28 protein-coding genes and 1 tRNA gene are annotated in these 23,268 nt (G+C 60.5%); 16 read left to right on the plus strand and 13 right to left on the minus strand.

Going from position 1 to position 23,268, the window contains the following annotated elements; all coding sequences use genetic code 11:
* Positions 1-152: 152 nt before the first annotated feature.
* Both AArc1_RS05320 and AArc1_RS05325 read right to left on the minus strand, forming a co-directional pair.
* Positions 153-536, minus strand: a complete 384-nt coding sequence (locus AArc1_RS05320; protein ID WP_117363392.1) for a type II toxin-antitoxin system VapC family toxin — start codon at positions 534-536, stop codon at positions 153-155.
* Positions 533-757 (minus strand): antitoxin VapB family protein, encoded by a 225-nt coding sequence (locus tag AArc1_RS05325; protein ID WP_117363393.1) that lies wholly within the window; start codon positions 755-757, stop codon positions 533-535. The genes AArc1_RS05320 and AArc1_RS05325 overlap by 4 nt, the downstream gene beginning before the upstream one ends.
* Before the next feature lie 102 nt (positions 758-859).
* Here AArc1_RS05325 and AArc1_RS18650 point away from each other — a divergent pair, with 102 nt between their 5' ends.
* The gene (locus tag AArc1_RS18650) at positions 860-1,009 is read left to right on the plus strand and encodes a hypothetical protein (RefSeq protein ID WP_154670619.1); all 150 of its coding nucleotides are present in this window, start codon (positions 860-862) and stop codon (positions 1,007-1,009) included.
* 42 nt (positions 1,010-1,051) lie between these two features.
* On the opposite strand, the gene aglG is transcribed toward AArc1_RS18650, so the two are convergent.
* Positions 1,052-2,011, minus strand: a complete 960-nt coding sequence (aglG, locus tag AArc1_RS05330) for a glucosyl-dolichyl phosphate glucuronosyltransferase (protein WP_117365788.1) — start codon at positions 2,009-2,011, stop codon at positions 1,052-1,054.
* Positions 2,012-2,190: 179 nt separating this feature from the next.
* Between aglG and AArc1_RS05335 the strand changes: the two genes are divergently transcribed.
* The 4 genes from AArc1_RS05335 to AArc1_RS05345 all read left to right on the plus strand — a co-directional run bounded on the left by AArc1_RS05335 (position 2,191) and on the right by AArc1_RS05345 (position 6,170).
* Positions 2,191-5,100 carry an oligosaccharyl transferase, archaeosortase A system-associated gene (locus AArc1_RS05335; RefSeq protein ID WP_117363394.1) on the plus strand — a complete coding sequence of 970 codons (2,910 nt, stop codon included), beginning with the start codon at positions 2,191-2,193 and terminating at the stop codon, positions 5,098-5,100.
* A gap of 202 nt (positions 5,101-5,302) precedes the next feature.
* Complete coding sequence (locus tag AArc1_RS18935) at positions 5,303-5,461, plus strand: hypothetical protein (protein ID WP_186336652.1); 159 nt, start codon at positions 5,303-5,305, stop codon at positions 5,459-5,461.
* A 184-nt stretch (positions 5,462-5,645) separates the two neighbouring features.
* Positions 5,646-5,921: a type II toxin-antitoxin system HicB family antitoxin gene (locus AArc1_RS05340; protein WP_117363395.1), complete on the plus strand. Its 276-nt coding sequence runs from the start codon at positions 5,646-5,648 to the stop codon at positions 5,919-5,921.
* Positions 5,922-5,924: 3 nt separating this feature from the next.
* On the plus strand, positions 5,925-6,170 hold the full coding sequence (locus AArc1_RS05345) for a type II toxin-antitoxin system HicA family toxin (protein WP_117363396.1): 246 nt from the start codon (positions 5,925-5,927) through the stop codon (positions 6,168-6,170).
* 88 nt (positions 6,171-6,258) lie between these two features.
* Here AArc1_RS05345 and AArc1_RS19770 read toward each other — a convergent pair whose 3' ends face one another.
* Both AArc1_RS19770 and AArc1_RS05350 read right to left on the minus strand, forming a co-directional pair.
* Positions 6,259-6,441 (minus strand): DUF7563 family protein, encoded by a 183-nt coding sequence (locus AArc1_RS19770; RefSeq protein ID WP_449289246.1) that lies wholly within the window; start codon positions 6,439-6,441, stop codon positions 6,259-6,261.
* 123 nt (positions 6,442-6,564) lie between these two features.
* Positions 6,565-6,638 (minus strand) — tRNA-Tyr (locus AArc1_RS05350).
* Between the two features lie 117 nt (positions 6,639-6,755).
* On the opposite strand from AArc1_RS05350, the gene AArc1_RS05355 reads away from it, so the two are divergent.
* The 4 genes from AArc1_RS05355 to AArc1_RS05370 all read left to right on the plus strand — a co-directional run bounded on the left by AArc1_RS05355 (position 6,756) and on the right by AArc1_RS05370 (position 9,512).
* Positions 6,756-7,331, plus strand: coding sequence for a double zinc ribbon domain-containing protein (locus AArc1_RS05355; protein WP_117363397.1), 576 nt, complete (start codon positions 6,756-6,758; stop codon positions 7,329-7,331).
* 205 nt (positions 7,332-7,536) lie between these two features.
* Positions 7,537-7,716, plus strand: a complete 180-nt coding sequence (locus AArc1_RS05360; RefSeq protein WP_117363398.1) for a ribbon-helix-helix domain-containing protein — start codon at positions 7,537-7,539, stop codon at positions 7,714-7,716.
* Positions 7,717-7,718: 2 nt separating this feature from the next.
* Complete coding sequence (ftsZ, locus tag AArc1_RS05365; protein WP_117363399.1) at positions 7,719-8,900, plus strand: cell division protein FtsZ; 1,182 nt, start codon at positions 7,719-7,721, stop codon at positions 8,898-8,900.
* Positions 8,901-9,011: 111 nt separating this feature from the next.
* Positions 9,012-9,512, plus strand: a complete 501-nt coding sequence (locus AArc1_RS05370) for a sugar phosphate nucleotidyltransferase (protein WP_228442391.1) — start codon at positions 9,012-9,014, stop codon at positions 9,510-9,512.
* Between the two features lie 208 nt (positions 9,513-9,720).
* On the opposite strand, the gene AArc1_RS19655 is transcribed toward AArc1_RS05370, so the two are convergent.
* The 4 genes from AArc1_RS19655 to AArc1_RS05390 all read right to left on the minus strand — a co-directional run bounded on the left by AArc1_RS19655 (position 9,721) and on the right by AArc1_RS05390 (position 12,690).
* Complete coding sequence (locus AArc1_RS19655) at positions 9,721-10,170, minus strand: hypothetical protein (protein WP_117363400.1); 450 nt, start codon at positions 10,168-10,170, stop codon at positions 9,721-9,723.
* On the minus strand, positions 10,171-10,698 hold the full coding sequence (locus AArc1_RS05380) for a winged helix-turn-helix domain-containing protein (RefSeq protein WP_117363401.1): 528 nt from the start codon (positions 10,696-10,698) through the stop codon (positions 10,171-10,173). It abuts the gene before it with no gap.
* Positions 10,699-10,908: 210 nt separating this feature from the next.
* Positions 10,909-11,868, minus strand: a complete 960-nt coding sequence (gene ncsA / locus AArc1_RS05385; protein WP_117365789.1) for a tRNA 2-thiolation protein NcsA — start codon at positions 11,866-11,868, stop codon at positions 10,909-10,911.
* 102 nt (positions 11,869-11,970) lie between these two features.
* Positions 11,971-12,690 (minus strand): alpha/beta hydrolase, encoded by a 720-nt coding sequence (locus tag AArc1_RS05390; protein ID WP_117363402.1) that lies wholly within the window; start codon positions 12,688-12,690, stop codon positions 11,971-11,973.
* 149 nt (positions 12,691-12,839) lie between these two features.
* Between AArc1_RS05390 and AArc1_RS05395 the strand changes: the two genes are divergently transcribed.
* The 3 genes from AArc1_RS05395 (at position 12,840) to AArc1_RS05405 (ending at position 14,426) form a co-directional block, all read left to right on the plus strand.
* On the plus strand, positions 12,840-13,313 hold the full coding sequence (locus AArc1_RS05395; RefSeq protein ID WP_117363403.1) for a DUF4442 domain-containing protein: 474 nt from the start codon (positions 12,840-12,842) through the stop codon (positions 13,311-13,313).
* A 52-nt stretch (positions 13,314-13,365) separates the two neighbouring features.
* Entirely contained in the window at positions 13,366-14,049 is a 684-nt protein-coding gene (locus tag AArc1_RS05400; protein ID WP_117363404.1) for a DUF7095 family protein, read from the plus strand.
* Between the two features lie 182 nt (positions 14,050-14,231).
* Complete coding sequence (locus tag AArc1_RS05405) at positions 14,232-14,426, plus strand: MFS transporter (protein ID WP_117363405.1); 195 nt, start codon at positions 14,232-14,234, stop codon at positions 14,424-14,426.
* A gap of 30 nt (positions 14,427-14,456) precedes the next feature.
* On the opposite strand, the gene AArc1_RS05410 is transcribed toward AArc1_RS05405, so the two are convergent.
* Positions 14,457-15,254, minus strand: coding sequence for a class I SAM-dependent methyltransferase (locus AArc1_RS05410; RefSeq protein WP_117363406.1), 798 nt, complete (start codon positions 15,252-15,254; stop codon positions 14,457-14,459).
* A gap of 78 nt (positions 15,255-15,332) precedes the next feature.
* The gene (locus tag AArc1_RS05415) at positions 15,333-15,701 is read right to left on the minus strand and encodes a hypothetical protein (protein ID WP_117363407.1); all 369 of its coding nucleotides are present in this window, start codon (positions 15,699-15,701) and stop codon (positions 15,333-15,335) included.
* A gap of 158 nt (positions 15,702-15,859) precedes the next feature.
* Between AArc1_RS05415 and AArc1_RS05420 the strand changes: the two genes are divergently transcribed.
* Positions 15,860-17,065: an outer membrane protein assembly factor BamB family protein gene (locus AArc1_RS05420; RefSeq protein ID WP_117363408.1), complete on the plus strand. Its 1,206-nt coding sequence runs from the start codon at positions 15,860-15,862 to the stop codon at positions 17,063-17,065.
* A gap of 17 nt (positions 17,066-17,082) precedes the next feature.
* Here the strand turns inward: AArc1_RS05420 and AArc1_RS05425 are convergent, their stop codons facing one another.
* A complete protein-coding gene (locus AArc1_RS05425) occupies positions 17,083-17,955 on the minus strand; it encodes a deoxyribonuclease IV (protein WP_117363409.1) in 873 nt (290 codons plus the stop codon).
* Positions 17,956-18,054: 99 nt separating this feature from the next.
* Complete coding sequence (locus tag AArc1_RS05430; RefSeq protein WP_117365790.1) at positions 18,055-18,891, minus strand: lipoate--protein ligase family protein; 837 nt, start codon at positions 18,889-18,891, stop codon at positions 18,055-18,057.
* 515 nt (positions 18,892-19,406) lie between these two features.
* Between AArc1_RS05430 and AArc1_RS05435 the strand changes: the two genes are divergently transcribed.
* From AArc1_RS05435 to AArc1_RS05445, 3 genes are all read left to right on the plus strand, one after another.
* Positions 19,407-20,012, plus strand: coding sequence for a rhodopsin (locus tag AArc1_RS05435; RefSeq protein ID WP_323368560.1), 606 nt, complete (start codon positions 19,407-19,409; stop codon positions 20,010-20,012).
* 1,500 nt (positions 20,013-21,512) lie between these two features.
* Complete coding sequence (gene nrdR / locus AArc1_RS05440; RefSeq protein ID WP_117363411.1) at positions 21,513-22,058, plus strand: transcriptional regulator NrdR; 546 nt, start codon at positions 21,513-21,515, stop codon at positions 22,056-22,058.
* A gap of 169 nt (positions 22,059-22,227) precedes the next feature.
* Positions 22,228-23,268 carry a ribonucleotide-diphosphate reductase subunit beta gene (locus tag AArc1_RS05445; protein ID WP_117363412.1) on the plus strand — a complete coding sequence of 347 codons (1,041 nt, stop codon included), beginning with the start codon at positions 22,228-22,230 and terminating at the stop codon, positions 23,266-23,268.

Below are 23,268 nucleotides of genomic sequence, written 5' to 3' on the forward strand. Positions count from 1 at the left end.
AAAATCCGTTCATATCGACCGGAGCGGTGGAGTGAACTGACGAACGGACTGCCTGGCCACGATATCGGTTCACCCCGGCGCGTTCGAGGTGTCCCGTTACGAGGAGTTCCGAGACCAGCTCGAGGCCGCAAAGCCGTCCCTCGAATCGGAGATCAGTAACTCACGACCTCGAGATCGTCGACCGCATCGAAATCTGCGTCCCGCGTGACGAGTTGGCCGCCGTTGTGTCGACACACCGCCGCGATGAGGATGTCGCCGAGGTTGATCGGGGTGCCGTCCTCGAGCAACTCGGCTTCTATCGTGGCGGCCTCGCGAGCCACGGGCTCGGTGAGGTCCAACGGCTCGATCCAATCTAAGCCCGTCGTGACCCGTTCGATGCCGTCGCGTCCAGCAGACCGTGCTGCGCCCCGGTACGCTTCGAACAACGCGAGCGACGGTGCGAAAAACGGCTTCCCGTCGTGCTCCTCGAGGAACGCCGCCGCGGCGTCCTCCTCGTTGAGGTAATCGACGAGAAACGTCGAATCGAAGACGATCACTGCGTCTCACGCTCGCGGAGATCGTCGTCGAGTTGCTTGCGAGACGACTCGACTGCGTCCGCGAATCCGTCGACGTCTTTCATAGCACCGAATCCCTTCATGACATCGCGTTCCCCACCGGTGATCCGAAGAATCGTTTCGGTGAAGCTTTCATCCTCGCGCTTGTGCTCTTTCAGACTCTCGTAGGCGTCTTCCGTGATCGTTATCGTCTTCGTACCCATACACGTACTTGTACACGTAGAAATTTATAATTCGCGGGCTATTCGAGGGGACGCTCGAGACTGAGGAATAATGCCGCGCTCACGAGACATCGCGAGGGATCAGTGAGCCGTAACCGTGCCATCGAACCCGCCACGCCTTCGACTACAGAATTCACCGATCTCCTCGCAGAACATGGGACTGCCGTCATCGCTGGCTTCCTCACCAGGGACCGACACGAGAACTTCGAGGGCATGCCACGACTCGAAGAGTGAGCGAACGCTCGAGGATACAGTACAAGACTGAAAACCCGTGCGTCAGTTGCCTGCCGCAGCGTCACGGCCGGCAATCAACTCAGACCGATCGACATCGGCCAGCCCATAGAGATAGCCGAACCCGACTGCGGCGGTGAAAATAAAGATCGTCACGAGCTGTTTCACCTTCGGGAGCGAGGGCTCGCGAAAGATACCCTTCAGCCGTGACGGCACGAACTCGAGCATCAGCTGTCCCAGATACTCGTTCTTGTCACCGGACGCCTCTGGCAACAGCAGGTCCATAATTCGCTTCGAGTACCCCTGCCAGAACGAGCGGAACACCAGCCACCGGAACTCCCCGCGATAGTCGAATAACTTGTGGTGAACCACGGCGTCGGTGTTGTAGATCACACCCTTGCCGTACTTGTTGGCCATCCGAATACAGACGGGCGCTTCGTGGGCCTGGATGTGCCGATCACCTTTCCGGCCGGTGTTCTCGTCGTACCCACCGACGTTCAGGAAGACATCACGACGATACGAAATATTCGACCCATACGTATTACGCAGCTCTTCCATATGCTCGCCCATCCCGCGTTCGTCACAGCCGACGAGCCAGTAGAACTCCGCGGGGAAGAAGTCGGGTTTCTCGGTCACCCAATCCGGTTTCACGTGCCCGCCGACCGCGATCGCGTCGCTCTCTTCGTACACTCGAGCCAACTCCGCCACCCAGTCCGCCTCGGCAACAGCGTCGTCGTCGATAAACGCCACGACCTCGCCAGTTGCGATTTCGGCCCCACGCGTCCGACTGTAGGAGATACCCTGGTTCGTCTCGTTACAGTGTAAGACGACGCCCTCGAGGCCTCCGTAGTCGTCCTGAACGCGATCGAAGACCTCCTCGTTGCCGTCGACGACGATAACGACCTCGAGCGGCTCGTAGGTTTGCTCGAGGACGCTGTCGACGCACTCGGAGAAGACGTCGTATCGTTCCATCGCGTACGTACAGATGACGACGGAGACCTTCATCGTCCGGTCGGTACCCACGAGCATTGAATAAGCCTTTTCGTTCGCTTGAGCCGACGTCAGCTGACCGAACGGGTGACAGTGTCGTGACTGTCAGGAAAATTGCGTGGTTTCCGTGGCGATATCAAAACACCGCGGATAGATGACAAGGCTTATTCGTTACTTGGGTCTCGTTCGTGCTAATGAGTACGGAAACCGAACGGATCGAGGAGGGAGCCGAAGCCTCGCTCCTCGAGCGGTGGGACGAGTGGTATCACATCCCCGTGATCGGGGTCGTGATGCTGTTTATGTTCCTGGTTCGTATCCAGGCCTACGATAATTTCGCGATGCGGGACGGCAGTCCGTCGCTCGCTGCGGTCGACTCCTGGTATCACTGGCGGACGATCGAGTGGACGGCCGAGAACTACCCGTCCACGATGCCGTACGAAATCTGGACGAGCTTCCCCGACGGTCGGTACGTCGGCCAGTTCGGGACGTTGTTCGACCAGCTTATCGTCACTGCGGCGATGATCGTCGGGCTCGGCGATCCATCCACTGAGACGCTCTATGCGGTCGCTCTGATCGCCGTTCCGGTGATGGCCGCACTGGTCGCGATCCCCGTCTTCTACATCGGGCGCCGACTCGGCGGAACTCTCGGCGGGATCGTCGCCGTCGTTCTCCTCGCGCTGGCACCTGGACAGTTCCTCCAGCGATCGACGACCGGACAGCTCCAGCACCACGTCGCCGAGGTCCTGTTCATGGCGATCGCGATCCTCGCGTTCATGATCGCGCTTCGCGTCGCCGAACGCGAACAGCCGATCTACGAGCTAGTCGTCGACAAGGACTGGGACACGCTCAAACAACCCGCTATCTACAGCGCACTCGCAGGTATCGCACTCTCGCTGTACATCTGGGTCTGGCCACCCGGTGTGGTGTTGATCGGAATTTTCGCAGCATACTTCACGGTCCAGCTCTGTCTCGACTACGTTCGAGGCGTATCGCCGGATCACGTCGCGTTCGTCGGTGTCGTTGGCCTCGGAGTTACGGCACTCGTGACGGCATTGCTGATCGAAGAGCCTGGTACCAGCGTGACGAGTTTCGGCTACCTACAGCCCGTCAGTGCTGCGCTCGTTGCCGTGGGATGTGCGTTTATGGCATGGTTTGCGCGCCAGTGGAACGCGTACGACGCTGATCGACGCTACTACCCTGTTGCGATCGCGGGCCTGATCGTCGCCGTATTCGGGGCAATGGCGGTTGTTCTTCCAGATCTGTACAGTACGATCGTTGGTAACCTCACGAGTCGACTCTTGCCTCTCGACCCGGGCACAGGGGCGTTGACGATTCAGGAGGCCCAGCCTCCGGCGGACTTCACAGCTCACGTCTTCGACGAGTTTGGGACGGCGTTCTATACGATGTTAGCCGGACTCGGGCTCCTCGTTGCTCGCCCCTTCCTCGGCCGCGAGTTCCGTGCTGAGCACACGCTAATCGTCGTTTGGTCGTTGTTCTTGATCAGTATGGCTGCGACCCAGATTCGCTTTGCTTACTACCTCGTCCTCGCGGTCGCAGTCGTCAATGCCATCTTCGTTGCAGACGTCGTCCGATTCTTCGATCTGGACATCCGAAGCGGCGTCGACTCGATCAGACAACTCGAGGGGTACCAAGTCATCGTCCTGCTCATGGTGGTCTTGCTCCTGTTCGCTCCGTTGCTTCCGCCGGTCGCCGCCGAAGACTCGACGGCGTGGGAGCGCGGCGAGATGGTCGGCCCACACAACGAGGCGATGGTCTGGGAGGATTCGAACCACTGGCTCAACGAGAACACGCCCGAGCCCGGAAACTGGGCAGGCGCCGGTTACGAGGATGAACTCGAGTACTTCGGCACCTATGACATCCCTGACGATGGAACGTACGACTACCCAGAAGGGTCGTATGGCGTGATGTCGTGGTGGGACTACGGTCACCTAATCACTGTCCAGGGTGAACGGATTCCCCATTCGAATCCGTTCCAGTCGAACGCACGATCGTCGTCGGCGTTCCTGACCGCCGAGTCTGAAGAGCGATCCGAACTGATCCTCGATGCGATCGCCGCCGGCGAATCGCCCGACGACCACACCGACGAGGAACTCGAGGCGATGGCCGAGGATGCCGACGAATCGCACGAGCACATCCGCTACGTGATGATCGACGATCTGATGGCCGGCGGGAAGTTCAACGCCATCGCGACGTGGACGGGCCCGGACCCAGCACACTACTCGACGCCCGAGGACGTCGAAGCGAACGAACAGATCGAACGTGACGAAGTCGCCGACCGATTCGCAACCGTCCCGTACGATAACACGACACTCTCGAAGCTGTACTTCGACGACGCTGTCGGGATGGAACACTACCGACTCGTCCACGAGAACGATCAGCGCATGCCGACGTTCGTGAGCTACGCGATCATCGACACCGACACCGATCAGGTCCTCCTCGGCGAAGGCGGCGACCCACAGGTGTTCGTCAACCGGATGGTCGACGAACAGACGCAAATGGAACTCATGCAACTCGAGCAACACCCTGAGTTCGACGTCGAGGTCTTCGACGAACGTCAGGGCTCCGCAGTCGGCACGTACGAACGCGTCGAGGGCGCGACGCTCACTGGCAGTGTCGACGACGTCGGCGACGTCGAGGATGCAACCGTTAGCGCGGCCCTCGAGCTCGAAACCAACACGGATCGGGAGTTCACCTACGTCCAAGAGGCCGAACTCGCCGAGGACGGTAGCTTCGAACTGACCGTTCCGTACGCCACCGACGACGAACTCGGCGTCGAGGACGGCTACACCGACAGCGCCGTCGAGGCGCTCGAGGAGTACACAGTCTCCGTCGTCGTCCCGAGCGATGACGGCTTCGAGGGCTATGAGGCCGAGACCGAGGTCCCCGAGACGGCAGTCGTCGAGGGTGAGACGGTCGACGTCGCGCTCGAAGAAGTCGAGTTCGACGACCCCGACGAGGTGACCGAGGAGGGTGACGTCGAGGACGATGACGCCGACCTCGAGGACGCCGAGGATGGCGAGGTTATCGAAGACGGTGAGGAAACCGACGAGACGCCGATCGGCGAAGCCCAGGCCGGCGACTGAGACGCCGTGAACTGACGATATCTCCGCTTTTTCGGTCGCCGCTCGCTTGCGTCGCTGTCTTACGCTGCTACCCGACTCTCACTTACTAGATCACCCCGCTCCCTATCCGATCTAAGAACTCTGCCATCCGTGATTCTTGACGCCAGGCGAGGGACCAAAATGCCGGCCCGTGACTTTTCGGTATCGGACCACTGTCAGACGTATGGCCATCAGACCACCGGTCGAGTGTCCCCTCTGTCACGACGATCTCGACCGCGACCAGAAACTCGAGGACCACCTCGTCGGCACCCACTCGAAACGAACGCTGGCGAAGTTCGTCGTCTCGGAGACGGTCGCGATGAACGACGGCGACCTCGTCTGAACGGGGGCTCGTATCTCGTCGGGTACGGACGCCAGTCTCGAGTCTGACGTGGAACCGAGATACAGCAGGATTCGAGGGAGGTGCCTGTCGGTAATCGATGCGGACGATCTCGAGTCTGTCAATAAGTGAACTGGCTGGAGCCGGAACCAACGTTTATCAGCCTCTTCGTCCTATTCGAGGGTAGATGGCGAGTGCTACCCGCAACGATCGCACGGAGGGCGTAGAGTTCTACTATGAGAGCGACGGGAGTGTCACTGCCAAGGATATCGAGACGGGACTCGCCCGTGGCGGCGAAACGCGCGCGGAAGCGCTCGCGCAACTGGCCGAAGTTCTTGAGCTGCACGAGGGTGGCGGCGAACCGATCGACAATGCCGAAGAATTTCTTCGGAATGAGTTCGACCTCGAGCCTGACGATCTCGCGGATGTCAACGAAGACGACCGGCCGGATTTCATGCGGTAACGGATGGTCCGAACGACGTTCTCCGGTCGCGAGGTTGTGAAAGTGCTGACCTCGTTTGGCTACGTTCCTGTTTCGCACACTGGAAGCCACGTCCGGCTCCGATACGAGCATCCCGAAACGGGTGAAGTTCGTAACGTCGACGTCCCGCAACACCGTGAGATCAAAACTGGAACGCTTCGCTCGATCGCTGACCAGTGCGGCGCTGACGATTTTTATGAATGGTGTCGCTGGATCGACGAACATAACTGAGTCTTCGTCTTGACTCATCGTAACAAACGATCTTTTCGAATCACTCGAGAATCCATGTCACAGATCCAGCACACCCAGGTTGATGTCTTCAGGTCGGAGATCGGGATCTTGAGCCCGGCGGCAGACCACAGCTCAGTCGAGTACAGGTGTCGCCTTCGCCACAAAAGTTGGCACGGTCGCAACCGTCACCGAAGACACGTGCGAACTGGTTGGTGACATGGGCTCTACAGGCCGGTAGATGGACGTCTTGGCAGACTTCAAGCGCCCCCAACTGGTTTCAAGTTCAAATCCACATTTCTGGCCCGATTTCGCGAACGCGAACCTCTGGATAGGGGGCCTGAAGTGTGCGTAAACGCCGCTATCGGGTGCAACTACAAAACGGCGAGAAACTGGATCCGCCCTCCCCGATTTGAACGGGGGGCAAGTCGATCTACAGTCGACTGCTCTACCAGTCTGAGCTAAGGGCGGTTACTCAATTGTAGCCGCCGAGGGAGACATAAGGGTTATCATTCTCGTCGACTCGCCCGGGATGAACGGAAGAATGATTGATATAGGATGGCTGTTAACACAGTAGCATCGGCTGGTATGAGTAAAATCACGTTCCGTGCGGACGACGATCTCATCGAGGAACTCGAGTCGCTCGAGGTATCCAAGAGCGAAGCGCTTCGCGAGGCGCTGCGTTCGTACCTCGAGGAGTCGTCTCGCGACCGGCGGGTCGACGATCGCACGGGGCGTGATGGACAGACCGGCGCAATCGACGACCTGGTGCGGGATCGAGTCGACAAACTGCTCGCTGATCGTCTGGCGGACCTCGGCGTCGGACAGCCACTGCGCGCACACGCGCCTGACACACAGGACGTCAACGTCACGATCACGCTCGAGGGGGCCGACGCGACCGCGACCGACGAGTCGCCACAAGCTGCGCCACAGCCCACTGACGAACAGCCCGCCGCGCCAGCTCGCCGTCAGACAGCCCAGCAGACTCAGTGTGGACAATGCGGTGAACACGTCGACGATGATCACGTGTACTGTCCGAACTGTGGTGAAAAAGCGACGCGGCGGCTGTTCTGTGAGTGTGGGGACGAACTTCGGTCGGACTGGTCGTTCTGTCCGGGCTGTGGTCGCCGAACGCCGGCTGCGGACGTACTCGAGTCAGGATAGCCCGTATCCTCGACTGGTGTAAGACAGAGATTTTCGCGTCTGACGAAAGTTTTATTATCTAAGACAGTATTCGGTTAACTCGCGTAAGACGGTCGTCTTACAGAACTCGGCTAACGCCGAAATCGGCTGCGAACGAGCGGCTAACCGTGTAAGACACAATGCGTCTGACAGGGGCGCGCCGTCTTACCCAACGGGGAATACAACCATGGAGCGTGTGACACTGCGAATTCCGAAACAGCAGATCGAGGAGGTAGAGCAACTCGTCGACTCGGGCGAATTTCCGAACCGGAGCGAGGCGATCCGGTCGGCCGTTCGCGAGATGATCAACGAGCAATACGACGGACAGACCGAACAGTCCGGCAAACGCAACTGGGCCAAGGTGTAACGATGCAGGATATCGTACAAGACGCACTCGAGAACGCCGAACAGGAAGCCCGAGAGATGGACGCCGACATGGGCGACGACGAGTTCGGCGATCCGCGGATCGTCATCGTCGGCTGTGGTGGTGCGGGCAACAACACGATCAACCGGCTGTACAACATCGGCGTCGACGGTGCCGACACCGTGGCGATCAACACGGACAAACAGCACCTGAAGATGATCGAGGCCGACACGAAGATCCTCGTCGGCAAGTCGCTGACGAGCGGCCTCGGCGCCGGTGGCGATCCGTCGATGGGCGAACGCGCCACCGAGATGGCCCAGAGCACGGTCAAAGAGGTTCTCGGCGATGCGGACCTCGTGTTCGTCACTGCAGGCATGGGCGGCGGTACCGGAACCGGTGCTGCCCCCGTCGTCTCGAAGATCGCCAAAGAACAGGGGGCAATCGTCGTCGGGATGGTCTCGACGCCGTTTAACGTCGAGCGCGCCCGAACCGTCAAGGCCGAGGAAGGTCTCGAGAAACTGCGCGAACAGGCCGACTCGATCATCGTCCTCGACAACAACCGGCTGCTCGATTACGTCCCGAACCTCCCGATCGGCAAGGCGTTCTCGGTGATGGACCAGATCATCGCCGAAACCGTCAAAGGCATTTCGGAGACGATCACCCAGCCCTCGCTGATCAACCTGGACTACGCGGACATGTCCACGATCATGAACCAGGGTGGCGTCGCCGTGATGCTCGTCGGCGAGACTCAGGACAAGAACAAGACCGACGAGGTGGTCAAAGACGCGATGAACCACCCACTGCTGGACGTCGACTACCGCGGCGCGAGCGGCGGACTCGTCCACATCACTGGCGGCCCCGACCTCACGCTGAAAGAGGCAGAGGGCATCGCCGACAACATCACCGAGCGCCTCGAGGCGTCGGCAAACGTCATCTGGGGTGCCCGGATCCAGGAGAACTACAAGGGCAAGGTCCGCGTCATGGCGATCATGACCGGCGTCCAGAGCGCCCAGGTCCTCGGGCCGACCACCCAGAAGCAGGCCGACCGATCCCGTGCGAGCATCGAAGGCTTCGACGACGGCGACTTCGACGCGAGCAACAACGTCAAAGGCCCGAACTTCGGTGCCCAGAGCGACGGCGGCCGAAACGAACTCGAGAAACAGAACGGCGTCGACGTCATCCGCTAATCCGGGCGGAGTCAGTCGATACTCAAGCTCCTGCTTCTCTCGCTTTTCACGCACTCGAGTCCAGCGTAAGACTCGAGCGACTGGCCATCATCGCTTACCGACAACTCAGCTATGGACGCGATCGTCTTCGCTGCGGGCCGAGGCTCTCGATTACGGCCGTTTACGGACGGAAAGCCAAAGCCACTGCTCGAGGTCGGCGGCAAGCCGTTGCTCGCTCGCTGTCTCGACGCACTCGTGGCCGTCGACGTCGACCAAATCGTCCTCGTCGTCGGCTATCGGGCCGACCAGATCGTCGAGACCGTCGGCGATTCCTACGAGGATGTCCCGATCGTTTACGCTCACCAGCACGACCGGAAGGGACTTGCACACGCCGTCTGTCGGGCCGCCGAAGACGGCTACAGTATCTCGCTCTCGTCGCGTTCGTCCGACGCCGAGCGCACGCTGCCGTCGGCTGCACCCACCGACGTGCTGACCGTCAACGGCGACAACGTCTTCGATGACTGTGCGCTCTCGAGGCTCGCGACCGATACGCCGATCCGGACATCGACGGGACGGTCGTCCTCGACCGAGTCTCGAGAAACGAGGCGACGGCGACGGCCCGCTGTGAGCTGACCGACGACGGGATCGTTCGATCGATCACCGCCTCGGTAGACACAACGAGGGCCAAACCGGGCTACATCGCTGGCGGGGTCCAGATACACGATTTCGCCGCGTTGATCGAGGCCTGTCTGACGGTCGATCGCGCCGACAGCGGCGAGTACGAACTTACCGACGCGCTCGAGTCCCTGGACGCCCAAAACAACCATCCCCCTTCACGAGATCACTGTATCGACCACAGAGTCTCGATACGTTGCTCTATTGCCGTGAGGACGGTGGAGTATACTTCGAGTGGATGGAGTGACGGAAGTTCGAGGTCAGTAATTTCGGTGGCAGACGGTGGCTTATGAAAGTGCAACCGGGTGTTGTGCGTGTTCGGGTGCCGGTCCCAGCGACACTCCCAGCGTTCCCCGTCCTCGTGTTCTTCGACGTAGTGAACTGAGAAATCGCCAGTCGTAAACCACCGAATGTCGAGACGGGCTACAGTCACTGAGTCCGGGTATCGTCCAGCGTCGAGCAGACCACAAAGCAGTCGAGGTTCGTAGGAATCCGGGTCAAACGCAGTCTCGGCCACGAGTGAATCCGACGAAAGGTGTCGCTCCAGTAGGCGCAGTGTCTGTCGATCCGGTGGACCCGTCGAGTGTGGCGTCGAATCATCCGGTGGCTGGCTCATTTATGCCGGAATCAGACGCCCGTCGTTCTGGGAGAGCTGGCGAGCAAGTTCGTACAGCCTGATATTCCGAATCACACCCTGCCACTCGCTGACTGCGGTCATCCGCTCGTGAATAGTGTCGTGACTATCGTGATCAAATACGTTGACCGCCGTTGGGTCCCCCGTTTCGAACCGGGCTTCGTATTCCGTTCGCTGGGCTTCAAGCGCCTCCACACGGTCGATGATCTCGTCGACAGAGAGTTCGGTTGCGATTCGACTGGCATCCTGCCATTCGAGATACCCCTCATTTCGTTCGTATGTTGCCGGGCGACTGTCTCTATCGGCGCGAACGATACCCATCTCCGCCAAGCGGTCGAGATGCTTTTTCGCCGCGTTTGGAGAGCAGTCCGCAAGCGCTGCGATCTCGGTGTACGCAGTCGGAGACGTAATCCCGAGGACGACGTCGTAGACACGGCCGAACGTGTCTGTTCCGGTCTGCCACCGTCGCTGGGTATCGTCGGACTCAGGGGTGGGATCGAACTCGGTCATATCTAGCTAGAGGTGGCTCTCCTCAATATATGTTTGGAACATTCATATATGTGTGGGCGTGCTGGGTTCGGGTCCCTGGAAAGGCACATTCAGCGTCGAGCCCCGAGGTACCTCTGCCTTGACCGCTTATGAACTTCAGCGAGCGTTCGTCGGATTCCTGGAACTATCCACGAAGGGGTAAGACATGTCGTACACACTCCACACCGGTTCTCAGGCGAGTGACTCGAGCAGCGAACACTTCCGACAGATCTCTCGAGTCGTCGTCGAGCCACACTCAGCACAGTCACGGAGGTCGGCCCCGTCCTCGCCACTGTACTCGTCGGCGACGATTCCGCCGAGTTCCTCGTAGCCAGCGAGAATCGAGTGTCGCGTGCCGGGGTGGTTCTCCTCGAGTGTGTAGAGCAACTGCTGGATCTCGCCGCGGTAGGCCTCACTCGAGTGGGGACACTCGGTGATGTGGGCGGGGAGGTCCTCGAGGTGGGCGTAGAGGGCGACCTCTTTCTCGGGGACGTCCCGGAGGGGTTTCGCCCGCGGGACGAACTCGTCCTGGGCTTTCCGTTCGGACAGCGGGCCGAGGCTCGCGTCGAAGTGTTTGCCGATCTGGGCGACGTCACCCTCGAGGAAATTCATCAGCGCACTCTGAGCCTCGTCGTCTAGGTTGTGGCCGGTCAGCAGGATGTCCGCCTCGAGTTCGTCTGCGTACCGGGAAAGGACGTCCCGTCGAAAGACACCACAGTAGGCACACGCAGCCATGTTCTCGGGATCGTCCTCGACGACGTCGTCCATGCGGATGCCGAACTCCTCCTCGTAGCTGACGACCTCGTGGCGGATGTCGAGGTCCGAGGCGAGTTCGACGCAGGCCTCGAGGCTCGCATCGCGATAGCCCTCGATGCCCTCGTGGATCGTCAGCCCGACGAGTTCGATACGGGGATCCTCCGCGAACGTGTCGTGGAGGATCTTGGTGAGGACGACGCTGTCTTTCCCGCCGGAGAGGCCGATCACCCACGTCTGGGGGTTCTCGGGCGTTGCCTCCCGGGGAACGAGATCGTCACGTCTGACGCGTCGGCGCACGCGCTTTTCGACCGACTCGAGAAAGTGCGACTCACAGAGGTGGGCCCCCGAGTAGGCGGCGTGCATGACCGCCTCGTCGTCACAGCGGGTACACTCCATCAGCGAGTCGTTGTGGACCGGCACGCATCACGGTTTCGTCTGGACAACGGGACGGCAAACGTCGGATACTCCTCCTCGCGGTCACAAAAGCTCGGATGACGCTCAAACGGGTACTCGAGCGCCCTCTTCGACGACCGTCGCGCCGTCGGAGAGCGACTCGAGCAAGAGATCGAGGTAGCGCTCGCGGGTGGGTGAGGAGAACAGTTCGTGGCCGCCGTCGTAGAGGACGACGTGTTCGGCGGGAACGCGCTCGCCGATCGCGTGGTGGTCGATCAGCGGATCGCGAAGCGAACAGAAGACGACCGCGTCGTGGTCGATCGTCAGCAGTTCTCGCTGGGCGTGGCGAGTTTCGCGAACGAACGCGGGCGAGACCCACCGCGGAAGGGTCGCAAGCTGGTGGTCGGTCGCCAGCCGACCGAGGACCTGCTCGTCCCAGGTGCCGACGGGAAGAAACGGGAAACTCGAGGGGACCTTCGCGGCGACCTCGAGGGCTGCGTCCGGGTAGTGGTCGCCATACCCCCACCACGGGCTGAGGTAGACGTGGTTGTCCGCGCCGTCTAACGCCTGGCCGATAAGCGCGCCGGCGCTGTGGCCAAGCAACTGATACTCCTCGAGATCGACGACGTACTCGGCGATCGGCTCGAGCCAGTCGGTTTTGAAGTCCTCGATGTTCGTGGGCAGTTCGAAGGCGTGGACCCGGTAGTCGGCGTCGGTCAGCTTCCCGATCAGCCAGCTGACGTTCTCGTGGGTCCAGCGGTTGCCCCAGCCCATGACGAAGACGAGTTCCTCGCTGCCGTCCTCGTTGAAGACTCTGTGTCTCATGTGGATACCTTCACCGTCGTCCGACAAAAACCTGCGCGCTTGACACAACGCGAGACGGGCGACAGCCCGGGCGTCGGCTCTGGAGCAAACTGCCGGCCACGCACCTGACGTTTGCCAATAGATTTCACTGTGTCCGCTCGAGAGAGGACATGCTCGATGCGTTGCGATCTCGACTCTATCGGCTCGGCTTCAACCTGTTTCCGGCGTACCGGCGGACGGGCGGTCGTGTCACGTATATCGCGTCCGACTGGAGCGAAGTGCGCGTAAAGCTCCCTCACTCGTGGCTGACGCGCAACTACGTGGGGACGACCTTCGGCGGCAGCATGTACGCAGCGCTCGACCCCTTCCATATGATGATGATGCTGAAACGGCTGGGAAACGACTACGTCGTCTGGGACAAGGAAGCCGAGATTCGATTCAAAAAGCCCGGTCGCGAGACGCTCTACGCCCGATTCACGATGTCCGACGCGGAAATAGCGGCGGTCAAAGCCGACCTCGAGGCGACGGATACCGACGCGGTCGACCGTCACTACACCGTCGACCTGATCGACGCCGACGGGACGGTTCACGCGACCGTCCGCAAGACCGTCTACGTGACGACCGATACGGCGAAAGCACCCTGAGAGTCGGCTCGGCGAGAAACCGTTTTGAGCGTCGGACCCCGATACGCCGACGATGAGTGATTTCAGTCGTCGAGACGCGGTCGACCGCCTCGAGAAACTCGTCGACACCGTCGAGGACGAACGGATGCCGGTTCCCGTCCGCGAAATCTGGGCGTTCGGCGACATCGCCCTCGGCGTCGACCCCGTCGATCGACTCGACGTCTACCTCACGAAAGACATTCTGATGCGCGACGACAGCAGTAGGACCACAGGCTCGAGCGACGAAACAGATCCAGCCGAGCGATTCCGGGACTCCCACGGGATCGAGGGCGTCGGCAAGTCGGTTCGTGCAGACTGGGCCCTCGAGTATCCGGACTACCTACGGGCGAACGCGAACGGACACGCTGCGCCTGAAAAATGCCTCGCCGCCCACTTGCTCGAGGTCGACGAACCGATCCACCTCGAAGTGTGTAACGCCTCCTTCGAGGACAACGTCGGCCAGCGCCTCCGTGGGGCGAAGCTCCGCGAGGATTACACCCAGTTACTCGACCCTCGAGGGGTCTGTCTCTGGGTCGACGGGACCCGCAGTGAGGACGCGTTCCGGAAACTCCGCGAGAGCGAACTCGCCCTCCCGACGCTCTCGGCGGCCCTCGAGATGCTCGGCTTAGACGACGAAGAGGCGACGACTGCCGCACAGGAACTCCACGCCTGGCGCGAGGATCAAGACGGAGTGACGATCCGCGGCGACGTCGTCTAATCGACCTCCGGACAGACGTCCACAGCCGCGAGTGTGGATCTTCCGAACCTTCCCTCAGATCCCGTCCTCGAGCGGTTAACCGGTCATCGGAATAAGGTCCATCCGGACGCCGACACGTCGTAAGACGCGCAGAGCCCTGCTGAGTATCAAGAGTTTTGCTCCTCCCGTTGGTTTCCCGTCGTATGGGACCGTCTCTCCGCGAGCGACTCCAGTCACCTCGGGTAGCGTTGCTCGCGAACGTCGCACTCGTGATGGCCGGATCGACGCTCGCGCTGGCGTCGTTCATCGATCTGATCACCGGCGTGGTCATCGTCGTGATCGGCCTCGTCGGCATGTTCGTGTCGTTGCTCGGCTACCGTGACGACGGTGACGACTGACCCGAAACCCCGTTTTGCGGCCGGTTCCGATCAGGGTACCCGTCCGACGGTGACGAAAAACGGGACGGCTTCCGCTCGTTCGTACGCGCGTGCTTCCATCTGGTCGACGACGTCCCGGCCCATCTCGCGCCAGGCGCGCCGGAGAGCGTCGTACTCGGCCTCGGTCATCGACCCGGTGAGCATCGTTTCCTGGTCGTCGGCGAGCCCGGAACCGGTTGCCTTCCGAGCGGCTGCAGCGAGGGCCGCTTCTGAATACGGTGGTTCGACCGTCCGAACGTGGTCGTATCGCCGTGTTTCGAGCACCTCGAGCCCTGCCGTCTCGAACGCCTCGCGGGCATCCGCTCCCAGCGCCACGTCGGTATCGACGCCGTCGATGTACGCCCGCCGGGCGCGGCGTTCGAGTCCGGCTTCGGCGTCGACGCTCGAGTGGACTTCGACGGCGGCGTTGTCCGGTTCGACGGCGGCAACGAGGTCGCTCGAGACGCGGGCGAACTCCGAAAGCGCGCCAGCGGGGTCGGGGAGATTGATCAACAGCGCCTGACAGACCACGAGGTCGAACGCGTTGTCGGTAAACGGCAGGCGGCCAGCGTCGCCTGCGACGGTCGGGACGTGGCCGTTCGCAGCCGCGAGCAACGCGGGGTCGGCGTCACAGCCAATCACTTCGCCCGGACACTCGGCGGCGAGGACCCGACTCAACTCGCCGGTGCCACAGCCGACGTCGAGCACGCGCTCGCGTGACTCGAGTGCCAGCGGCTCGAGGGCGTCCCGAGAATCCTCCCACATGCCCTGGCGGGTGCGCTCGAGGTAGGCTTCGGAGAACTTCCGCACGCGAGGGCGTTCGGTCGTCTCGAGTAAAAACGGGTCGATTCGGTTCGACGGTTCTACCGGCGAGCAGTCCCAGTCTCGTTACCCGAGCAGATCGCGACCGGCGGCAGCGACCAGTACGAGTCCGATGAGGATCATCGAGCCCTGCGCGACGGCGGCGACGGTCGAGTCGACGGCCCCGCCGGTCAGGAGCGCGATCACGTCGGGGATTCCCCGAGCAGATCCGAGGACGCCGAGCAGGGAGAGGACACCGATCCCGAGGGTTGCGAGTTTTCGTCGTTCGGTCCGACGGGCCGCCACGCCGAGTGCAGCGATGACGACGCCGAAGACGGCCGGTACGAGCGCTGTCAGGCTTGCAAAGCTCGAGAGTACGTAGGCCCCGATTCCGATGGCGACGAGGACTATTCCGAGAACGATACCGAGTACGGGGGTCGATCGAGCGGACGTCACTGTCGAGATACTCTCAGTCCGGCCACGTAGGGCTTCCGTTCGACCGTGATCGTTCGAGGCTCGAGGGGATAAGCGAAGCCGCAGCCGTCCTCAGTGTGCGCCTCGAGCGAACTACATCTGACACAAAATTTATCCACTCCGGTCAGAAAAGTAATACGATGTCGCCCTCCCGCCGTTCGTTTCTCGCGACAGCTGCGTGTGGTGTCTCGATTTCGAGTGCTGGGTGTACCGACCTCTCGCATTCGATCCGTGAACGACGGCTCGGTCCGCCCGAGCGAACCGTCCCCGTAGATTGGGTCCCTGAGCCAGGTACGTGGCCGCTTCCAGCGTACGACGCTGGCCGAAGCGCGACTAACCCACATGCCGAGCCACCCCGGTCGCCCCCTCGAGCGTCGTGGTCGTGGGACGCTGACGGACGGATCTCGTCACTCGTCGTCGTCGACGGAACGGTCTATGCGGCCGTCGACGAGACAGTCGTCGCACTCGACCCCAATGACGGTACGGAAACGTGGTCACGAACTGTCGAGACGTATGGCTCCGGGCTCGCAGCGATCGCCGACCGTCTCTATTCCTTCGGCGGCGGCGTAACGGCGTTGACGCTCGATGGCGAGTTGGCCTGGACGACGCGGCTCGACCTCTTCACCCATGGCTTTCTCGAGCGAGACGGCTGGCTCTTCGTCGGTGACGTCTCCGGTGAGTTCCGTCGGCTTCACGCCGACACCGGTGACGTCGTCGAGGCGAAGACACTCGAGGGGGCGCTCGCCGGGGTCGCGACCGACGGCGACCTGCTTTACGGCGTCGGTCGCCGCGAGCTGTACGCCTATGCGGTCACAGACGGTCAACTCGACCGACACTTCGAGATCGACGCCGACGATCACGGCGCGTCTGCTCACGACCACCTGCTGTCGCCAGCGGTTGCGGACGGTCGCGTATATCTTGCCCGGCAGCTCGAACGTGATGGGATCGACGACGGCGTAGTAGCTGTTCACGATGGGACGTCCGGTGACCGACTCGACCAGGTCGAGTTTACACCCCGGCCGAGACACCCTGTCGTCGACGACGAAACTGTGTTCGTCACCGCCTCGGTCGGAGAACTCGCCGAACTGTTTCGTCTCGATGAAGGTGACGTCACCTGGCGGTACGAACCCGATGGTCCCGAAGGGTTACGATCACCGATCAGTACGGGGGAGACAGTTCTCGTTCACGCAACGAACCACGATCGTCCCGTGATCGCGTTCGATGCCGAGAGTGGCGAGGAGCTGTGGCGACGGGATATCGATGCCGATGGCCCACTGATAGCCGTCGACGACGTCGTATACGTAGGTACTCGAGATGGTATCGCTACCCTCCGAGCGGATGGGTGAAAACTCTCCAGACGGGATCAACCGTCGTCGCGCAGTTCCTTGACCTTCTGGATGTTCCAGGCGAACCCACGGCCGTCCTCGGTAGGCGTCTCGAGCGCGAACGGCAGGTCCCGCAGATCGGGGTGGTTGACGATCGCCTTCATGCCGTCCTCACCGATGTAACCCTCACCGATATGGGCGTGTTCGTCCTTGTGGGTGCCGACGTCGTGTTTCGAGTCGTTGAGATGGATGTACTCGAGGTATTCGAGGCCGACCTCGTCGTCGAACCGGCCGACGGTCTCATCGACGGCCTCGGGCGTCGTCAGGTCGTTGCCCGCGACGAGCGTGTGGGCGGTGTCGATACAGATGCCGATGTCGGTCTCGGTGCGGTCGATGATGCCCGCGAGGTGTTCGAACTCGCCGCCGAGTTTCGTACCGCTGCCCGCGTCGGATTCGATGAGAATCTGGACCCCGTCTGGCACCTCGAGGTCGTCGATGACGCTCGCAGCGTTGTCGAGCCCGCCTTCGACGCCAGCGCCCGTGTGAGCGCCGAGGTGGACGTTGACGTACGGAACGCCGAGCGTGGCAGCAGCGTCGAGTTCGGCCTGCATGCTCTCTTTGGATTTTCGTCGGAGGTCTTCTTTCGGGGTACAGAGGTTGACCAGATACGCCGAGTGGATCACCCACGGTCCCTCGAGCAACTCGTCGCTTTCCTCGCGAAAGCCGTCGGCGGCCTCGTCGCTGATCTCGGGCTGGGCCCAGACCTGTGGTGAGGTGGTGAAGATCTGTCCGCAGTTGCCGCCGAAGGCGAGCTGGCGGTGGACCGCGTTGCGGACGTCGTCGTACGGTGGGGTCTCTTCGTCTGAGGAAACGCGCGAGCCGGAGATCGAAACGTGTGCGCCGACGTTCATGGACGCTCGTCAGTACCGGTTCGTGATAGGTACTTCGGACCGACGTTCACGGGCCACCGATCGCAGCGCCTCGAGTCGACTCTCGAAAGCGGCGGCTCGTCACTGTTCGCTCGCCTCGAGGACTTCGCGGTCCCGAATCCAGGCGTCGGCGCCGAACTTTCGCTCGGCGAGGTCGGCCGCAGCCTCGAGTTCGGCCGCACGCCACGTCCCATCCTCGGCGTCACACCACTCACCGAGTGCCGTCGCCAGGGTCTCGACTGCCTCCTCGCGATCGATCCCGGCCTGCTCACGAATGCTCGTGACGCGGTCGGTGAACGTCTCTCCATCGGTGTCGGTCTCGAAGACACCGAGGTGAGCCTCGGGTTCGAGATCGTAACTAATCGAGCCGTGCTGGATGACGACGTCACGCTGGCGGTACTGGGCGTTGCCGCTGATTTTCTGTGCCGCTTCGCCCGCGTTCGCGGGGGCGACGACGTCGTGGGCAGGGTTGATGTCCCGAAGGTAACACGACGGCTGGTAGATCGAGTCCTGTTCGACCGCCGCGAAGTCGGCGTCGACGCCCATCCGCTGGAGCCCCTCGAGCACCGGTTCACAGAACAGGTCGTAACAGTCCATCAGGTTCCCCGGGACCTCGTCGGCGGGCGCGACGATCGTATACGAGATGTCGCCGTATCGGTCGTGGTAGATCCCACCGCCGCCGGTCTGGCGTCGGGTAACGTCGATTCCCTCGCGATCACAGACCTCCCAGTCGACCGTCTCGGCGTCCTGTCGATACCCCAGCGAGAGCGTACTCGGCTCCCAGGCGTACACTCGCACCGTCCGCAGGCCGTCCTCGAGGGCCGTCTCGGCGGCGACCTCCTCGAGTGCCATCTGAGTGGCTCCATCACGTGCGTCATCGACGATGAGTCGCCACGCTTCGCCCGCGAGTTCGGTCATAGACTGGTCCATGCTGTCGGCGAGCAAAGTGGTTCCGGTATCACGCGTCGATGCCGCTGGCCAGCCACACTGATCTATCAAGTTCGTCCCGCCTCGAGAGAATTCTCCCTATTTGTTTTGTGAGTTTCTGCGCGGCAACAAGTGTTTTACTGTCGCACTAGAAATCAGTTCTCGAAGACACAACTGTGACCGCCGCCGACGAACGCCGTCGGGGCACTGACTCACATGTACGTCAAACTCAATCAGCTAACCGATCATCGCCGTAGACGTATCGTATCCGAGGACTGCTCCAGGTGGGGGCCTTCGTTCGCCAGGAGCGAACAGCTACCCGGTACACTCGACGCGGCCGCTTCTCTCACGGTCGGGGGTGTCGGCCGGTGATCGAGCATTCGACCCTCTTTGGTTTCTCGAGTGCGCTCATTGGCTTGATGGCTCTCGTATTTTTGCTCTGGACTATCAGATTGCCATCGCAGCTTCGTGCGTACGGAGCCGCCGTTGTCGTCGCCTGTGGTGCTATGAGCGGGGCCTACCTGTTCATGGCTGCTGATGTGTTGACCGTCGCGACGACGGGTCGAGAGGAATCCGTCGCACGGTTTTTCGGCTACACGGTCGGGTGGGCTGCTGTCTGTGCAGTTGTCGGGGCTGTCACTGACGCAGACCGCCGCTACGTCGTCGGGTTACTCGCATTCATCCTCGGGTGTCTCTGGGGGACCTTTGTGAGCTGGATCGTCGGCGGCATCGCCGGGACCGTGGTTTCGGTGGCGATTTTTGCGTCCCTGATCGCCATGATCTACATCCTGATAGGTCCACTTACACGGTCGGCACAGACCGTCAGTGGCGACCGCCAACTGCTCTACGCGAAGACCCGAAACCTCGTAATTCTGGTCTTCGGCGGCCTCATACTCACGGGGATCGTCTCCGAACAGAACCTCGGATTGACCGACGCGTTCGTCGGCCAACTGGTCGCGACGTACCTCGATCTGATCTGGCTCGCCGGCTTCGGCGGCCTAGTCTTTCGCTACCAGGACGCGCTCGAGGACGCAGGAGTGCCGTCGCTGGTCGCGACGCTTCGTGGTTCGGACTCGAGTCGCCTGGAGTCGGATCTCGACGCATCACCCTGACGGATTCGTTTCTGAGTGCTGTTTTCGACAGCCCTTGTCGTTGGACGTGCTCACAGCACAGTATCCGCACGACCGCTGAGACAGCGTTTTCGGGTCGCTGCGCCGTCAGTTCGACCACCGGTAGACGGTGTAGTGGTCCATATCACAGAACGCCCCGGAGTTCCGCCTCGAGGCGATCTGCCGATGGCGAGAGTGGTGAGAATGTGCTTGACCTCCTCCCGCGCCTGAAGACGCGGGAATCCGCGAAGCGGAGTTCAAGGTTGCGCGTTTCCTCGGTGGCGAAGTACGCTTTCGCGTCCCACGTCGACGGTCGCCGTCCAGTTGTGACCAAGGACGTGCGTTGCAGCGCGTCTAGCCCGGCCAAACGGGCCTTCCGTCCGACACTCGGTCGGCGTTTCGACGCGACGAATACCGCTCGTCGCTCCACGGCGGGGTATTCAGCCCGTACGGTACCACGATTCGCGTCACCCGAAGTCTGGCGGAATCGAAGATTCCGCTGCCCTCGCGGAACTGGGTTCCGCTTAGTGTTACGTCGTGGACTGGTTCGATCGGATTTGTTACCACGTGAGAAGTTACGGCGAAGCCGTAGTGCCGTCGAAGACGGCATTTCTCAACGTGGGAACTCCGGTACTGCCGTTTACGGGATACAGCCCAATCAAGCTTACGCGCGTATCCACGGCCTTCAGGCCGTGGCATTGCGCTGCTCCGCCTGTAATGTGATCGTGAATATGCCAGAGGTCCTCCGTCTGCTCTTCAAGAGAGGAGATGATCTCGTCTCGTGGAGTAGGTGAGACTGCAGTTGTCATCACTCTCATCATCAATCAGATTGCGTCTACCGGGCAGTTTCAGCACGTGCCCGCGAGTGACTCCCTGTCAGGTGTTCAAAATATAGGTGCTGGAACGCGGACTACAACATCCTGATACGCGGACTGAAGCAAGTAGGGACGGGCTGTCCCGAATCGACGTCCTCAGAATCCGTCGGTTCTGATAGGCTGCGAAAGAAGCCCCATCTGCTCACGGACGGAAAGCGCCCGTTCGCATTGTCGGTGAGTCCGGTGGTCTCACGCTACCTAAAGGAGCGAACGGCGCAAGCCATGACCGAGTGGGGTGGTGTGGAAGTCACTGACGCCAGTGGTCAAGGTCTTGGTGTGATTGGGGAAGATTTTGGCTAAGTCGAGCAATAGGCTACCAGGGGCGGATTTGAGAAATTCAACATGACATGTCGTTTCGGAACCAATCGAACAGAATTAAAATGCCGTTAACGCTGTAGTTAGGTTAGGGTTTTGATTCAGTCTAACGTATTGGTGTGCCAATGTGTTGGTAAAGCGAGAGCTCACTATCGGTGCCTATCGTTGATGCAAAAGAAGTGAGTTCAAGTAAATTTGTTCTAGTGCAACTGAATTGCATATCTTTATTAGTCTCCCTAAGATAGCACATGTTACAGTTGCGTCCTCTGGCACCACACAGACAGATGGTTTGACGAGAGCACCACATCGACACATGAACTGTCCAGACTGTAATAATGACCAAACCCGCGTGCTTGATACAGAAACCAATACAAACGGGGACGCAGTGCGCCGTCGCCACGAATGCGAACGCTGTTTGTTCCGCTTCAGGAGAGACGACCGTCCGGAATGGAACTCATTCCAAGTGAAGAAGCGAGACGACAACATCGAACCGTATGACGAGCAGAAAGTCCGCGACGGTATTATCCGGGCTGTGAAGAAACGTCCTGTGGTCGATGCTCAAGTTACTGAATTAGTGGACACCATCGAAGCAGACCTCCAAACACGCGACGAACGAATCGTCCCGTCCAGCCTCATCGGAGGCCTCGTCTTCGAGAACCTTCGAGAGCTTGCCAAAGTCGCGTACGTTCGGTTCGTCTCTGTGTACAAGAGTTGTTCAGACCCAGAAGACTTCAGCGGTGTCCTTGACGGTGTTTTGACCACCAATGACGTTGCATACCCTAAGACCACAACACGACAGCAACAGGTAACGGATACACAACGTGCTCTCAGATCAGCACAGTCCACCAGCCCAGTATAGTGGGGTGCGGTGAAGAAATTTCGCACCCCTCGGTGGCATAAAATAAAAACAACTCAACCAACATGAATACCAAACAGGTTGCTCCGCCACAGCATGCACGAATTAGCGGTTACGGTACAGCCCCATCGATTGCCGATGCATCAGCCAATGGCTCCCAAGGTGATTTTCAATGAATACGGGCGACTCTCTCCACACTCCATCTGACAGTGATGTGGACGCAGTCACAGAGACACAGACTGACATCTTCGAGGAGCGAACCCAACTCAAACCCTACGAGTACCCGGAACTCCTCGATTATGTCGAAGCTATTCGGAATAGCTACTGGGTACACACTGAGTTCAACTTCGAAGGTGACGTGCAAGATTACAAGGTTAACACCACACCTGCAGAAAAGACGGTCATCAAGCGGACGATGCTGGCCATCGCGCAGATCGAAGTGCAGGTGAAGACGTTTTGGTCGGACATCTACAAGCAGATGCCCAAACCCGAAATTGGGAGTGTGGGCATGACGTTTGCCGATAGTGAAGTCCGTCACATGGATGCCTACAGTCATCTCCTCGACGTACTCGGTATCACAGAGGACTTCAAGCAAGTCACGGAAGAGCCTGCGATCAAGCAGCGAATCGACTACCTCAACGAGTACCTAGAGCGCGGTCAGACTGATGACCGCAAAGAGTACGTAATGAGTATTCTGCTGTTCAGCACGTTCGTTGAACACGTCTCGCTGTTCAGCCAGTTTCTCATCATGACGAGTTTCGATAAGCACGAAAAGAAATTCAAAGGGATTGCAAACGCTGTCGAGGCAACGAGCAAGGAAGAACAGATTCACGGCCTGTTCGGTGTCGAACTCGTAGAGACCATCCGCGAGGAAAACCCCGGTCTCTTCGATGAGGACTTCGAGGCCGATGTCAAACAGGCCTGTGAGCAGGCATACGAGGCTGAAATGGAAATTCTTGACTGGATCTTTGAGGAGGGCGAACTGGAATTCCTCCCCAGAGAACACGTGAACGCGTATCTCCGGGACCGATTCAACCAGGGCCTCGAAAACGTGGGCGTCGAACCCATCTTCGAACCCGACGAAGCGTTACTCGAAGAGACGCGTTGGTTCGATGAGGACATCATGATGACGAAGGATAACGACTTCTTCAGCAAGCGATCTACCACGTACAACAAGCACACCCAGAGCGTTACTGCGGAGGATATGTTCTAA

This window comes from Natrarchaeobaculum sulfurireducens (assembly GCF_003430825.1).
GTDB classification, from domain to species: domain Archaea; phylum Halobacteriota; class Halobacteria; order Halobacteriales; family Natrialbaceae; genus Natrarchaeobaculum; species Natrarchaeobaculum sulfurireducens.

Coding starts and splice junctions, on each gene's coding strand:
- AArc1_RS05325 (WP_117363393.1), bottom strand. CDS start 757: ATGGGTACGAAGACGATAACGATCACGGAAGACGCCTACGAGAGTCTG.
- aglG (WP_117365788.1), bottom strand. CDS start 2,011: ATGAAGGTCTCCGTCGTCATCTGTACGTACGCGATGGAACGATACGAC.
- AArc1_RS05335 (WP_117363394.1), top strand. CDS start 2,191: ATGAGTACGGAAACCGAACGGATCGAGGAGGGAGCCGAAGCCTCGCTC.
- AArc1_RS18935 (WP_186336652.1), top strand. CDS start 5,303: ATGGCCATCAGACCACCGGTCGAGTGTCCCCTCTGTCACGACGATCTC.
- AArc1_RS05340 (WP_117363395.1), top strand. CDS start 5,646: ATGGCGAGTGCTACCCGCAACGATCGCACGGAGGGCGTAGAGTTCTAC.
- AArc1_RS05345 (WP_117363396.1), top strand. CDS start 5,925: ATGGTCCGAACGACGTTCTCCGGTCGCGAGGTTGTGAAAGTGCTGACC.
- AArc1_RS05355 (WP_117363397.1), top strand. CDS start 6,756: ATGAGTAAAATCACGTTCCGTGCGGACGACGATCTCATCGAGGAACTC.
- AArc1_RS05360 (WP_117363398.1), top strand. CDS start 7,537: ATGGAGCGTGTGACACTGCGAATTCCGAAACAGCAGATCGAGGAGGTA.
- ftsZ (WP_117363399.1), top strand. CDS start 7,719: ATGCAGGATATCGTACAAGACGCACTCGAGAACGCCGAACAGGAAGCC.
- AArc1_RS05370 (WP_228442391.1), top strand. CDS start 9,012: ATGGACGCGATCGTCTTCGCTGCGGGCCGAGGCTCTCGATTACGGCCG.
- AArc1_RS19655 (WP_117363400.1), bottom strand. CDS start 10,170: ATGAGCCAGCCACCGGATGATTCGACGCCACACTCGACGGGTCCACCG.
- AArc1_RS05380 (WP_117363401.1), bottom strand. CDS start 10,698: ATGACCGAGTTCGATCCCACCCCTGAGTCCGACGATACCCAGCGACGG.
- ncsA (WP_117365789.1), bottom strand. CDS start 11,868: ATGGAGTGTACCCGCTGTGACGACGAGGCGGTCATGCACGCCGCCTAC.
- AArc1_RS05390 (WP_117363402.1), bottom strand. CDS start 12,690: ATGAGACACAGAGTCTTCAACGAGGACGGCAGCGAGGAACTCGTCTTC.
- AArc1_RS05395 (WP_117363403.1), top strand. CDS start 12,840: ATGCTCGATGCGTTGCGATCTCGACTCTATCGGCTCGGCTTCAACCTG.
- AArc1_RS05400 (WP_117363404.1), top strand. CDS start 13,366: ATGAGTGATTTCAGTCGTCGAGACGCGGTCGACCGCCTCGAGAAACTC.
- AArc1_RS05405 (WP_117363405.1), top strand. CDS start 14,232: ATGGGACCGTCTCTCCGCGAGCGACTCCAGTCACCTCGGGTAGCGTTG.
- AArc1_RS05420 (WP_117363408.1), top strand. CDS start 15,860: ATGTCGCCCTCCCGCCGTTCGTTTCTCGCGACAGCTGCGTGTGGTGTC.
- AArc1_RS05425 (WP_117363409.1), bottom strand. CDS start 17,955: ATGAACGTCGGCGCACACGTTTCGATCTCCGGCTCGCGCGTTTCCTCA.
- AArc1_RS05430 (WP_117365790.1), bottom strand. CDS start 18,891: ATGACCGAACTCGCGGGCGAAGCGTGGCGACTCATCGTCGATGACGCA.
- AArc1_RS05435 (WP_323368560.1), top strand. CDS start 19,407: ATGAGCGGGGCCTACCTGTTCATGGCTGCTGATGTGTTGACCGTCGCG.
- nrdR (WP_117363411.1), top strand. CDS start 21,513: ATGAACTGTCCAGACTGTAATAATGACCAAACCCGCGTGCTTGATACA.
- AArc1_RS05445 (WP_117363412.1), top strand. CDS start 22,228: ATGAATACGGGCGACTCTCTCCACACTCCATCTGACAGTGATGTGGAC.